The 13719-nt window shown below is 44.4% G+C and carries 9 protein-coding genes and 1 rRNA gene; 9 read left to right on the forward strand and 1 reads right to left on the reverse strand.

The window, feature by feature from the left end; genetic code table 11:
• From dnaA to gyrB, 6 genes are all read left to right on the forward strand, one after another.
• The gene (dnaA, locus tag NYE58_RS00005; RefSeq protein WP_036677741.1) at nt 1–1347 is read left to right on the forward strand and encodes a chromosomal replication initiator protein DnaA; all 1347 of its coding nucleotides are present in this window, start codon (nt 1–3) and stop codon (nt 1345–1347) included.
• A gap of 197 nt (nt 1348–1544) precedes the next feature.
• On the forward strand, nt 1545–2687 hold the full coding sequence (gene dnaN / locus NYE58_RS00010; protein WP_036677739.1) for a DNA polymerase III subunit beta: 1143 nt from the start codon (nt 1545–1547) through the stop codon (nt 2685–2687).
• 48 nt (nt 2688–2735) lie between these two features.
• Nucleotides 2736–2963: a S4 domain-containing protein YaaA gene (gene yaaA, locus NYE58_RS00015; RefSeq protein WP_036677736.1), complete on the forward strand. Its 228-nt coding sequence runs from the start codon at nt 2736–2738 to the stop codon at nt 2961–2963.
• 23 nt (nt 2964–2986) lie between these two features.
• Nucleotides 2987–4105 carry a DNA replication/repair protein RecF gene (gene recF / locus NYE58_RS00020; RefSeq protein WP_036677733.1) on the forward strand — a complete coding sequence of 373 codons (1119 nt, stop codon included), beginning with the start codon at nt 2987–2989 and terminating at the stop codon, nt 4103–4105.
• A gap of 17 nt (nt 4106–4122) precedes the next feature.
• Entirely contained in the window at nt 4123–4371 is a 249-nt protein-coding gene (gene remB / locus NYE58_RS00025) for an extracellular matrix regulator RemB (protein WP_036677731.1), read from the forward strand.
• A 47-nt stretch (nt 4372–4418) separates the two neighbouring features.
• On the forward strand, nt 4419–6329 hold the full coding sequence (gyrB, locus tag NYE58_RS00030) for a DNA topoisomerase (ATP-hydrolyzing) subunit B (protein WP_036677726.1): 1911 nt from the start codon (nt 4419–4421) through the stop codon (nt 6327–6329).
• A 79-nt stretch (nt 6330–6408) separates the two neighbouring features.
• Here the strand turns inward: gyrB and NYE58_RS00035 are convergent, their stop codons facing one another.
• Nucleotides 6409–7284, reverse strand: a complete 876-nt coding sequence (locus tag NYE58_RS00035; RefSeq protein WP_076276332.1) for a YheC/YheD family protein — start codon at nt 7282–7284, stop codon at nt 6409–6411.
• A 356-nt stretch (nt 7285–7640) separates the two neighbouring features.
• Between NYE58_RS00035 and gyrA the strand changes: the two genes are divergently transcribed.
• The 3 genes from gyrA (at nt 7641) to NYE58_RS00050 (ending at nt 13479) form a co-directional block, all read left to right on the forward strand.
• Complete coding sequence (gene gyrA, locus NYE58_RS00040; protein ID WP_341000881.1) at nt 7641–10187, forward strand: DNA gyrase subunit A; 2547 nt, start codon at nt 7641–7643, stop codon at nt 10185–10187.
• A gap of 256 nt (nt 10188–10443) precedes the next feature.
• On the forward strand, nt 10444–11541 hold the full coding sequence (locus tag NYE58_RS00045) for an HD-GYP domain-containing protein (protein WP_341000882.1): 1098 nt from the start codon (nt 10444–10446) through the stop codon (nt 11539–11541).
• A gap of 380 nt (nt 11542–11921) precedes the next feature.
• Nucleotides 11922–13479 (forward strand): 16S ribosomal RNA (locus tag NYE58_RS00050).
• The last annotated feature ends 240 nt before the right edge of the window (nt 13480–13719 follow it).

Below are 13719 nucleotides of genomic sequence, written 5' to 3' on the forward strand. Positions count from 1 at the left end.
GTGGACAGCCATACTTCCGAATTATGGCAGCAAATTTTATCGATTATTCAAACCAAATTAAGCAAGCCGAGCTTTGATACCTGGTTTAAGGCTACTAAAGCGATAACCTTCAACTCCCAGGTTCTCATTATCTCGGCACCTACAACGTTTGCAGTAGAATGGCTGGAAAGTCGTTACACCAAACTGGTAGGAGCAACCGTCTACGAAGTCACAGGGAAACAAGTGGATGTAAAATTCGTGATTGAAGAAAGCAAGCCGCCTGAGCTTGTGGTTCAACAATCCGCTCCGACTCCCGTAGTATCAAGAGAAGAAGCACAAACGCATCTGCTCAATCCAAAGTACACTTTTGACACCTTTGTAATCGGCTCTGGGAACCGCTTTGCGCATGCAGCCTCACTGGCAGTAGCCGAAGCACCAGCCAAAGCATACAATCCCTTGTTTTTATACGGTGGTGTAGGTCTGGGCAAAACCCATTTGATGCACGCAATTGGGCACTATGTCCTGGAACATAACCCAAATAACAAGGTAATTTACATCTCGTCTGAGAAATTCACGAATGAATTTATCAATTCGATCCGTGATAACCGCGGTGAAAGCTTCCGTAACAAGTATCGTAATGTTGACATTTTGCTTATCGACGACATTCAATTCCTCGCTGGAAAAGAGTCTACACAGGAGGAGTTTTTCCATACTTTCAATGCGCTCCACGAAGAACGCAAGCAAATTATCATCTCCAGCGACCGACCACCAAAGGAAATTCCCACACTGGAAGAACGGCTGCGTTCCCGGTTCGAATGGGGCTTGATTACGGATATTCAACCACCAGATCTGGAGACCCGGATTGCGATTTTACGCAAAAAGGCTAAGGCAGAGAACCTTGATATCCCTAATGAGGCCATGATGTATATTGCCAACCAGATTGACACCAATATTCGTGAGCTTGAGGGTGCATTAATCCGGGTAGTTGCTTATTCTTCGCTTACCAACCAGGATGTAACCACTCATTTGGCAGCTGAAGCGCTCAAGGATATTATTCCTTCCAGTCGTCCCAAGATGATCACCATCGCTGATATTCAGCAAAAAGTCGGAGAATACTACAATTTGCGCCTTGAAGACTTCAAAGCACGCAAAAGAACCAAAGCCGTAGCGTTTCCACGTCAAATCGCAATGTATCTATCCCGTGAACTAACGGATTATTCGCTGCCTAAGATTGGTGAGGCTTTCGGAGGACGTGACCATACGACCGTAATTCATGCGCACGATAAAATTACACAGGCATTAAAGGTCGATCAGGAGTTGTACAAAGTGGTAAATAATCTTGCGGAGAAAATTAAAAATCCTTCCTAAGAGGAACAAAGAGCCTATACACAATCTATACACATGTGGGTAGGCTTAATTTTATGCTGTTTGGTGGGGTTATCCACATATTCGTCGCCCCTACTACTAATACTATTAAATAACTATAATAATTCATCATGTAAAGACGCGTAATTAACAGACTCAAATCCATCGAAATTCCCAATTTTTCAGCTAGGAGTGAAATCATGAAAATAAGCATTCTTAAAAATGAGCTCAACGAATCCATTCAACACGTATCCAAAGCTATATCCAGCAGAACAACAATCCCTATTTTGACCGGTATTAAACTGGAAGTTAGCCATCAAGGCGTCACATTAACTGCAAGTGATACCGATATTTCTATTCAATCGTTTATTCCAGCAGAGAATGACAGCCACACCATCGTGAAGATAGATCAGCCAGGAAGTGTTGTCCTTCCCGCTAAATTTTTCGTCGAGATTATTAAGAAGCTGCCCTCCAAAGAAATCCACATGGAAGTAAAAGAAGGATTCCAAACGTACATTTCTTCCGGATCCACTGAGATTCAGATGGTAGGTTTAGACCCTGAAGAATTCCCAGTGTTACCGAGCATTGAAGAGAATGACACGATCTCTCTACCAGGTGATTTGCTGAAAAATATGATTAAACAAACAGCCTTTTCTATTTCTACCCAAGAGACAACTCCGATATTAACGGGTATACTATGGAATCTGAGCGACAATGAGTTTAAGTTTACAGCGACTGACCGTCACCGCTTGGCAACAAGAGCTGCTAAACTTGAAGGCACGGAAAATGTCAATTTCGGAAATATTGTTATTGCCGGTAAAACCCTTAATGAGCTCAGCAAAATTATCCCTGACCAAAATATGCTGGTTGATATTGTCGTTGCGGATAATCAAGTTCTCTTCAAAATCGACAAAGTACTGTTTTATTCACGGATCCTAGATGGGATTTATCCTGATACTTCTAGAATTATTCCAACAACCTACAAAACAGAACTAACTTTAGATACAAAAAAATTAAGTGAATCGATTGATCGTGCTTATTTGCTGTCCCGGGAAGAAAAAACAAATATTGTTCGTATGCAGACGCTTGATCAAGGCGGTATTGAAATTTCTTCAAGCTCATCAGAGCTGGGTAAGGTTCGCGAGGAACTTGAAGTCATCGATTTCAAAGGTGAACCTCTCAAAATATCTTTCAACTCGAAATATATGCTTGATGTATTAAAGGTCATAGAGAGTGAACAGCTCGTTATTGCATTTACAGGGATGATGAGTCCGATCATTTTGAAACCACTTGACCAAACCAATAGCTTGTATATCATTTTGCCTTACCGTACAACAAATTAATGCCAACATTCATGAACATGTGGATAAGTGGCTGAAAGGATAAAAACCATGAAAAAAATACTTATCCACAGTGGATACATTAAGCTGGACCAATTTCTGAAACTCGCAGATTGTGTATCCACAGGTGGAATGGCCAAAGCTTTATTGCAGGAAGGTCACGTATTGGTCAACGGAGAGGTAGAGGAACGGCGCGGCAGAAAACTTTATCCGGGTGACAAAATCGAAGTGCAGGATAACGGTACCTTTGAGGTTGAAGGCGGAGGAGTAAAAGAGTAGTACGCTAGGGGAGGAACCATTTCGTGTTTGTTAAAAATATCGGTCTGCAGCATTATCGGAATTACGGGCTGCTGCGTCTGGAGAGCCTGGGCGATGTGAATCTGATTCTGGGTCAGAACGCCCAAGGCAAAACAAACCTCATGGAGGCATTGTTCGTCCTGGCGATGACCAAAAGCCACCGCACCTCTAAGGACCGCGAACTTATCTCCTTCGACGCCCCCGGAGATGCAGCTCAGATCGTTGCCGAGGTGGAACGCAAGTATGGCGATCTCAAGCTGGAGCTCACCCTATCTGCCAAAGGTAAAAAAGCCAAGATCAATGGTTTGGAGCAGCGGCGCCTTAGTGAGTTTGTTGGATCTCTGAATGTGGTCATGTTTGCACCGGAAGATTTAGAGATTGTAAAAGGGACCCCTGGTATCAGACGGCGTTTTCTTGATATGGAGATCGGCCAAGTCCAGCCTAGTTATCTATTTCACCTACAGCAGTATCAAAAAATTCTCTTGCAAAGAGGTAATCTCTTAAAGCAATTATGGGGAAAAGAGGCTGCAGGGAAAGAGCTTCTGGAAATCTGGGATGCTCAACTTGTAGAGCATGGTGTTAAAATCGTCAAAAAAAGGAAACAATTCATAAAGAAGCTGCAAATATGGGCTGAAAGCATTCACCGGGGGATTACGAACGGCGGAGAAGAACTGAAATTGCTCTATGTCCCCTCTTTCGGCGATCGGGATGAGGAAGATGAAGCTGTCTTATTAGACAATTTTATGTTAAAGTTATCACAAACGAGAGAACAAGAAATCAGGCGCGGCATGACGCTGACGGGTCCCCATCGGGATGACCTGTCCTTTTTTATCAACGGAAGGGAAGCTCAGGTCTACGGTTCTCAAGGACAGCAGCGTACCACGGCTTTATCGCTTAAGCTGGCGGAAATCGAGCTGATCCATGAGGAAATCGGAGAATATCCTGTGCTGCTTCTTGATGATGTTTTATCCGAGCTTGATCCTTACCGCCAGACCCAGCTTATTGAAACCTTTCAAAGCAAGGTACAGACATTCATTACCGCTACCGGAATTGAGGGTCTGAATGCCGATAAATTAAAGGGCGCCAGCCTATTTCATGTTCATGATGGAAAAGTTGAGTTATAAAAGAGCGGAGGACGATCATGTATATTCATTTGGGCGGGGAGAAGATCATTAGGTCTTCGGAGTTAATTGCTATATTTGATATTTCGATTGAAAAATCTTCCAAGGTATCTAAGCAATTCGTTATTCACTCTGAGCAGGATAAGAAGCTTGAGCGGATTGGCGAAGAGGAAGCAAAATCTATTGTCGTAACTAAAAATATCGTGTATTACTCCCCCATTTCCTCCTCCACTCTTAAAAAAAGAGCCAAAATTTTGCTCGAAATATAACTTGCATTGGGTAACAAAGAGATAATCAGAAAGAAGTAGGTGAAGGCATGTCAATGAATCAACCGACATATGATGAGAGCCAGATTCAGGTACTGGAAGGGCTGGAAGCGGTTCGGAAACGTCCGGGCATGTATATTGGTTCGACTAGTTCTAAAGGTCTCCATCACTTGGTATGGGAGGTCGTCGATAATAGTATCGATGAGGCACTCGCAGGTTATTGTGACCGGATTCAAGTGATTATACATGAGGATAACGCGATCACTGTTATCGATAATGGACGTGGCATACCTGTAGGTGAGAATGTAAAGCTTAAGAAGTCGACGCTTGAAGTCGTAATGACCGTGCTGCATGCAGGCGGTAAATTCGGCGGTGGCGGATATAAAGTTTCCGGTGGTTTGCATGGCGTGGGTATCTCTGTAGTGAATGCCTTGTCTGAAAAGGTCCTTGTTAAGGTCAAACGTGACGGTCATATCTACCAACAGGAATATAGACGTGGTGCACCGCAGTATGATATCAAAATCGTTGGCGATTCAGATGAGACAGGAACGACTACAACCTTTCATCCGGATCCTGAAATATTTACGGAAACCACAGTTTTTGAATATTCGACACTGCTTACTCGTATTCGGGAGCTGGCTTTTCTTAACAAAGGAATCGAGCTTTCACTTCATGATGAGCGGACGGATGTCACCAACGTGTTCAAATACGAGGGTGGTATCGTTGAATATGTGAAATATTTGAATGAGAAAAAAGAAGCACTACATGAGGATCCGATCTACGTGGAAGGCTCACGCGATATGATCCAAGTTGAAGTGGCTCTCCAATATAACGATTCGTATACTGAGAACATCTACTCTTTTGCGAATAATATTAATACGCATGAGGGTGGAACGCATGAATCCGGCTTTAAAAGTGCGCTGACCCGTATCATCAACGATTATGCTCGTAAAGCGGGAGTACTGAAGGATAGCAATTCGAATCTGACTGGTGATGACGTGCGTGAAGGATTGACAGCCATTATTTCTGTCAAAATTCCAGATCCACAATTTGAAGGTCAAACGAAAACTAAGCTCGGAAATAGTGAAGTGCGGGGTATCGTAGAATCACTGTTCGGAGAGAAATTACAAGAGTTCCTGGAAGAAAACCCAGCAGTATCACGTCGCGTTCTTGAAAAGTCACTTTCCGCTTCACGCGCGCGAGAAGCTGCTCGTAAGGCACGTGAGTTAACCCGTCGGAAGAGTGCGCTTGAAGTCAGTGCTCTGCCTGGTAAACTCGCCGACTGTTCATCCAAGGATGCCTCGATCAGCGAACTATACATCGTCGAAGGTGACTCAGCGGGTGGATCGGCTAAGCAAGGACGGGATCGCCATTTCCAAGCGATTCTACCGTTGCGTGGTAAGATCCTAAACGTTGAAAAAGCTCGCCTTGACCGTATTTTATCTAACGCGGAGATCCGCGCCATCATTACGGCTTTGGGCACAGGGATCAGCGATGACTTTGACTTATCGAAGGCTCGCTACCATAAAGTCGTTATTATGACCGATGCCGACGTCGATGGAGCCCATATTAGAACGCTATTATTAACGTTCTTCTATCGTTACATGCGGAAGCTAGTAGACGCGGGTTATATCTATATTGCACAGCCTCCTCTCTTTAAGATTGAGCGCAATAAGGTTATCCGCTACGCAGGCAGCGAGAAGGAACGCGATGATATTATCGCTTCTTTTGGAGAAAATGCTAAGGTTAACGTCCAACGTTACAAAGGTTTGGGAGAGATGAATGCAACCCAACTTTGGGACACAACGATGGACCCTGAGACCCGTATGATGCTCCAGGTTACGATTGAAGATGCGATGCTGGCAGATAGTATTTTTGATACACTTATGGGTGACAATGTTGAACCAAGACGTGACTTTATCCATGAGCATGCCAAGAACGTTAGATACCTTGATGTGTAAGAACAATATTTAATACAACCTCCGGCTTCTATTCCTAACGGAATGAGAACGCTGGAGGTTCTTTGATTTCAAGCTTTTTTTAGGCTCTTGTGGATTGTTTATTGCGGGTCGAATAAGGGGATTTTCTTGCTTTTACACGTCCATAGGCTACGGCATAGCGATGTATTTTACGATAGATTGATTTATCAGGAAATAATTTGAATACAGCAATGGACGGAAGAGTGTTGACTTCCAGCAGCCACATATCCAGATGTTGATCCATGGCAATATCCAGACCAATCTCTTTGATTCCCGGATAGGCAGATTGAAGCTGTGCCGCGATTTGTATACCCAATGCTTTTAAGTGATTGATCGTAACTAGGACTTCAGAGGGCGGCATATAATTTTTTAGTAGAGTACTTACGGAAAGGATACTGCCTCCACTGTGATAATTGGTGACGATTTTTTGAGGGGCAGCTACTCTTCCAAGCATTCCTGTTGTTTCCCATACTCCTGATGGTGTCTTTTGGGTAAGAACCCGAAGATCAAAAGGGCGGTCTTGATGACGCAGAAGGTCAATCCCTTTTTGAATCAAATAGGTTCGATTCTGAATTCGTTTCTGTAAGTTCTCATACAGCTCTTCTGGTGAGAAAAACACTTCTGCAGTCTTCCCATATCTTAAAATATACAAGATCTGTTCTTCGGGCTCTTCTTTATTAACGTTATCGAGGTCGGTACCGTGTTCAGCTTTCTGTTTGCTAGTGCTAAGAGTTACAGTACGCTGCTCAGCTCTCATTACACCGATACCATAACTTCCTCGATCTGGCTTAATATAGACCATTGTATATAACGCAAGCATCTCCTTAAGAGCATTGACATCGAATTTACGGGTATCAGGCACATATTGCAATAGAGAGTGATTTTGAAGGATGACTTTCGTTTTAGCCCATTTGCTTGGGACGCGTTGAATCTTCATTATCTTCCTCCTTATGAGTTTTGTGCAGGAATAGGTCCTTTGGGTTCCTTGTTGTAAAAAATGCAGTGGCAGCATAATCTTTGACAGCTGAAAATCAGGACAAGCTACCTAAACAATGGTATAATATAAGGATATGGGGTTATGCCTTATCGAACGATATTAGGATAATAAAACCGTGTTTCTTGTCTTTACAGTCTATGTAGTAAAGATATTTGCGGAAAGGGCAAATACCCTGATAAGCGCAAAAAGAAATCAATATTAGAAGATAAAAGGCTATCATGTTTAATTGTGCTACTTTTGTGAAAGTAATATAATTAAGGGTAGCGGTTTTTTAACTGAAGGAGGTCCAGCAACTCATGGCTGAACAAAATAACCCACAAGTCAAAGATCGGGACATTGGCGTGGAAATGCGTGAATCCTTTATGGATTACGCAATGAGCATCATTGTTAGCCGGGCTTTGCCAGATGTGCGGGACGGACTCAAGCCGGTTCACCGACGCATTTTGTTTGCGATGTCGGAGCTTGGAATGTCTGCGGATAAGCCTCATAAGAAATCTGCAAGAATCGTCGGTGAGGTTATCGGTAAGTACCACCCTCACGGTGACTCAGCTGTCTATGAAACAATGGTACGGATGGCTCAGGATTTCTCGATGCGCTATATGCTTGTAGACGGTCACGGGAACTTTGGTTCGATCGATGGTGATATGGCCGCGGCGATGCGGTACACAGAAGCCCGTCTCTCCAAGATTGCAGGCGAAATGCTTCGTGATTTGAACAAAGAGACAGTTGACTTCGCACCCAACTATGATGGTGAAGAGAATGAGCCGGTTGTATTGCCAGCCCGTTATCCGAATCTGCTCGTAAATGGGGTATCTGGTATTGCTGTAGGTATGGCTACTAATATTCCACCGCATAACCTTGGTGAAGTTATCGATGGTGTGCAGGCGATGATTAAGAATCCTGATATCACGCCAATGGAATTGATGGAGTTTATCCAAGGTCCGGATTTCCCTACGGCTGGATATATTTTGGGTCGTGAGGGCATTCGTCAGGCTTATCGTACGGGGCGTGGTTCAGTAACCATGCGTGCGAAGGCAACGATCGAAGAGAACAACGGCAAGGCTCGCATCATTGTGCATGAGCTTCCATACCAGGTTAACAAAGCAAGATTGGTTGAAAAAATCGCAGAATTAGTACGTGAGAAACGGATCGAAGGTATAACGGATCTTCGAGATGAGTCTGACCGTAACGGTATGCGTGTAGTTGTTGAGATGAGACGCGATGTTAATCCAAATGTAGTATTAAACAATCTATATAAACATACTTCTATGCAATCCACATTTGGGATCAACATGCTTGCCATCGTAAATAACGAGCCGAAAATTCTTAATCTGCGTGATGTACTTTATCATTATTTGCAGCACCAGATTGAAGTTATTCGTCGTCGTACTATATTTGATCTTAAAAAAGCTGAAGCACGCGCTCATATCTTAGAAGGTCTGCGCATTGCGCTTGATCATCTGGATGAAGTGATTGCGTTAATCCGTGCTTCACGGACAACTGATATAGCCCGCGAAGGATTAATGAGCACCTTTAGCCTCAGTTTAGAGCAGGCTCAGGCTATCCTCGATATGCGGATGCAACGTCTGACCGGTCTGGAACGGGAAAAGATCGAGAATGAATATAACGAATTGATCGTTAAAATTGCAGAGTACCGTGAAATTCTGGCTAACGAGCATCTTGTACTGGAAATCATCAGCAACGAGCTGCAGGATATCCGCGATAGATATTCTGATGAACGCCGGACAGAGATTACGGTTGGTGAAGAAAGTATCCTGGATGAAGACCTTATTCCACGTGAAGAGGTTGTTATCACTATTACACATACAGGATATATCAAACGTCTACCTGTCAGCACCTACCGCAGTCAGAAGCGCGGAGGTCGCGGAGTCATGGGGATGGACACCAAGGACCAGGATTTCGTGGAGCATCTCTTCGTGAGTAACTCTCATAACTATCTGATGTTCTTTACCGATAAGGGTAAAGTTTACCGGATTAAAGCTTATGAGATCCCAGAATTGGGCCGTACAGCCCGGGGGACGCCAATCATCAACCTGATTCAAATCGAACAAGGTGAGAAGATTAGTGCGGTAATCCAAGTGGAAGATGGCGATAGCGACAAATATTTATTCTTTGCTACCCGCGAGGGTATCGTGAAGAAGACGCCTCTTGGGGATTATAACAACATCCGTAAAGGCGGTCTTATTGCTATTAATCTTCGTGAAGAAGATTCCCTAATCGAGGTTAAGCTGACTGATGGACAGCAAAATCTCATTATCGGTACAGCTCGCGGAATGTCGATTACGTTCTCAGAGAATGATGTGCGTTCTATGGGACGTAGCGCGACTGGCGTTAAGGGCATTACGCTTGACGGTAATGACCATGTCATTGGTATGGACTGTGTCGATAAGGAGCTTGAGGTTCTGATTGTTACTACCAAGGGCTATGGTAAACGGACACCAGCCGGTGATTATCGTTCCCAGACTCGTGGCGGTAAAGGGATCAAGACCATTAATCTCACCGATAAGAATGGTCCTGTAGTGGGTCTTAAGGTCGTTAAGAAGGATGAAGACTTAATGATCATTACGACTAGCGGTACCCTGATTCGTACCAGCATGGATGGAATTTCTACTATGGGCCGTTATGCTCAAGGGGTTAAGCTGATTAACATCCGTGAGGATGACGCAGTAGCTACTCTATGTAGAGCTGACAAGAACGAAGAGGATGAATCTGAGGAAGTGGAAGGTCTGGAAGGCTTGGAAGGGCAAGATACAGTCGAGGAATCTGGCGATATTGATCAGCCTGAGATCCTGACTGAGGACGAAGACACTGACTTAGAATAGGTTGATTTTAAAAAAGAGCAAGGGCTTCTATTACAGAAGTTCTTGCTCTTTTTGTTGCTTTTTGAATGACCGATGCTTCAAAAAATAAAATAAATATTTTGAAAGAATAGTTTTCACTGCACTAGTGTCTTCCATTTATCCGTACTATAATTAGCCAATAGAATCCTATAAAGTACTAATTTCTCAGAAATTATCTGTCTTATCAATGTGAGGTAATGCTGGGTGTACGGCTTATAGAAATTAAGGGGCTGAGTATATGCCAAATATATTGGTTGGAGAAGTTAAAGCAGGCTCAAAGATAATAAAGGATGTAATTACACCTTTAGGGGGGACTTTATTCACTAAGGGAAAAATATTGCTCCCTCGTGATCTAGATATTTTACAGGCTTTTTTGATTGGGCAAGTGGAAATCGAAGGTGACCAAGGTGAGGCGAGTTCGGATGGAGCCAAAACAACAGCTAAGCAAGCTTCCCCTAAAGCTGGAGCCATTATCAACGAATCGATGTTGGCCAAGACTAATTCTCCTCTACATGATGAATACGATAAAATGCTCACTCTTATTAAGAACAGCTATCGATCGGTAACGGCAGCTTCACTTCCTATTTTTGAGCTTCGCAGTCAGTTAGAGACATTAATAGGTTATTTGAAGGATTATCATGTCTTGAAGTTTACACCGCGCACTTTAAAATATGAGGATTACAACTATCACAATGCTGTGTTGTCCGCGTTGACCTCCTATAAAATCGCTCAGTGGTGTGGGTACCCACAAAAGGATTGGATGCAGATTGCTTTTGCAGGATTATTACATGATATCGGTAATGCTAAAGTAGACAGCTCACTTTTACAGAAACCGGAGACACTTAACAATAGTGAAATAGAAGAGGTTCGCCGACACACTACATATGGTTATCAATTATTACGCAATGTTACAGCGATTAATGAAGGGGTAAGACTTGCCGCCTTGCAGCATCATGAGAAGATTGATGGCTCTGGTTATCCATTGAAGCTGGACGGCAGTCAGATTCATTTCTACGCTAAAGTAGTCGCAGTAGCAGATATATTCCATGCTATGACCTTAGAAAGAGCCTACAGAAGAGCACAGTCTCCTTATTTGGTACTAGAGCAGATTCTGACAGAAAGCTTCGGTAAGCTTGATCCAGTGATTGTGCAGACGTTTATACAGAAGAGTACTGATCTCTTTAATGGCACTAGAATCAAATTAAGTGATGGCCGTCATGGGGAGATTATCTTCACTGATCGCGCAAACCCTACACGTCCGATGGTTAAGATAGAGGAAACAATAGTTAACTTGATGTTGGAACGTGAATTGTATATTCAAGAAATCATTGCTTAGGGCGTAGGTACAAAGGAATAAGGCTGTGCTAGCCATTATATATTGCAGTATTGAGGCTTTTGGCAGCACAGTCTCTCATTTATCTAGTATATTTCAAAAAAACTCTTGCAATGCATCTCCATACATGATATATTCTAAGTCCGGCCAAGAAGTACACATGCCGAGCTTGAAAAAGAAGTTAAAAAAAGAGCTTGACATTAAATAGCCGAACATGATATAGTATAAGAGTTGCTGCTGAGACATTAAACGGCGCCAACGAGAACTTGATCTTTGAAAACTGAACAACGAGTGAGTAGGAAATCACGTAAGTGAAATCCAAAATTAGAGAATTAATTTTCTCGTCAGATGTTTCAAAATGAGCATATCGCTCTTTTCAATACTAATTGGAGAGTTTGATCCTGGCTCAGGACGAACGCTGGCGGCGTGCCTAATACATGCAAGTCGAGCGGAGTCATTTTGAAAGCTTGCTTTCAAAATGACTTAGCGGCGGACGGGTGAGTAACACGTAGGCAACCTGCCCTTCAGACTGGGATAACTACCGGAAACGGTAGCTAATACCGGATAATTTCTTTTTTCTCCTGAGAGAAGAATGAAAGACGGAGCAATCTGTCACTGAGGGATGGGCCTGCGGCGCATTAGCTAGTTGGTGGGGTAACGGCCCACCAAGGCGACGATGCGTAGCCGACCTGAGAGGGTGAACGGCCACACTGGGACTGAGACACGGCCCAGACTCCTACGGGAGGCAGCAGTAGGGAATCTTCCGCAATGGGCGAAAGCCTGACGGAGCAACGCCGCGTGAGTGATGAAGGTTTTCGGATCGTAAAGCTCTGTTGCCAGGGAAGAACGTCCGGTAGAGTAACTGCTACCGGAGTGACGGTACCTGAGAAGAAAGCCCCGGCTAACTACGTGCCAGCAGCCGCGGTAATACGTAGGGGGCAAGCGTTGTCCGGAATTATTGGGCGTAAAGCGCGCGCAGGCGGCTATTTAAGTCTGGTGTTTAAACCTTGGGCTCAACCTGAGGTCGCACTGGAAACTGGGTGGCTTGAGTACAGAAGAGGAAAGTGGAATTCCACGTGTAGCGGTGAAATGCGTAGATATGTGGAGGAACACCAGTGGCGAAGGCGACTTTCTGGGCTGTAACTGACGCTGAGGCGCGAAAGCGTGGGGAGCAAACAGGATTAGATACCCTGGTAGTCCACGCCGTAAACGATGAGTGCTAGGTGTTAGGGGTTTCGATACCCTTGGTGCCGAAGTTAACACAGTAAGCACTCCGCCTGGGGAGTACGGTCGCAAGACTGAAACTCAAAGGAATTGACGGGGACCCGCACAAGCAGTGGAGTATGTGGTTTAATTCGAAGCAACGCGAAGAACCTTACCAGGTCTTGACATCCCTCTGAATCTGCTAGAGATAGCGGCGGCCTTCGGGACAGAGGAGACAGGTGGTGCATGGTTGTCGTCAGCTCGTGTCGTGAGATGTTGGGTTAAGTCCCGCAACGAGCGCAACCCTTAACTTTAGTTGCCAGCAGGTTAAGCTGGGCACTCTAGAGTGACTGCCGGTGACAAACCGGAGGAAGGTGGGGATGACGTCAAATCATCATGCCCCTTATGACCTGGGCTACACACGTACTACAATGGCCGGTACAACGGGAAGCGAAGCCGCGAGGTGGAGCCAATCCCATCAAAGCCGGTCTCAGTTCGGATTGCAGGCTGCAACTCGCCTGCATGAAGTCGGAATTGCTAGTAATCGCGGATCAGCATGCCGCGGTGAATACGTTCCCGGGTCTTGTACACACCGCCCGTCACACCACGAGAGTTTACAACACCCGAAGTCGGTGGGGTAACCCGCAAGGGAGCCAGCCGCCGAAGGTGGGGTAGATGATTGGGGTGAAGTCGTAACAAGGTAGCCGTATCGGAAGGTGCGGCTGGATCACCTCCTTTCTATGGAGAATCGTTCTCTGCAATGAGAACATTCAAATCGGAAGCTAAGCTTCCAAAACTCAGGTTTAGGCCTGTTACTCACTCGTTGCTCAGTTTTGAGAGTTTAAGCTCTCAAGTAAGACTTGATCCTTGAAAACTGGATACCGAAACGAATTTGCGTTTTAGAACATCTTTTAGCAACTTGTGCAAACAAGTAAATGTTATTAGTGAGATGATTCCAAAGAGAATGTCATCGTATGA

Origin of the sequence: Paenibacillus sp. FSL L8-0708 (genome assembly GCF_038009325.1) — a bacterium.
Classification (GTDB): Bacteria; Bacillota; Bacilli; order Paenibacillales; family Paenibacillaceae; genus Paenibacillus_AQ; species Paenibacillus_AQ odorifer.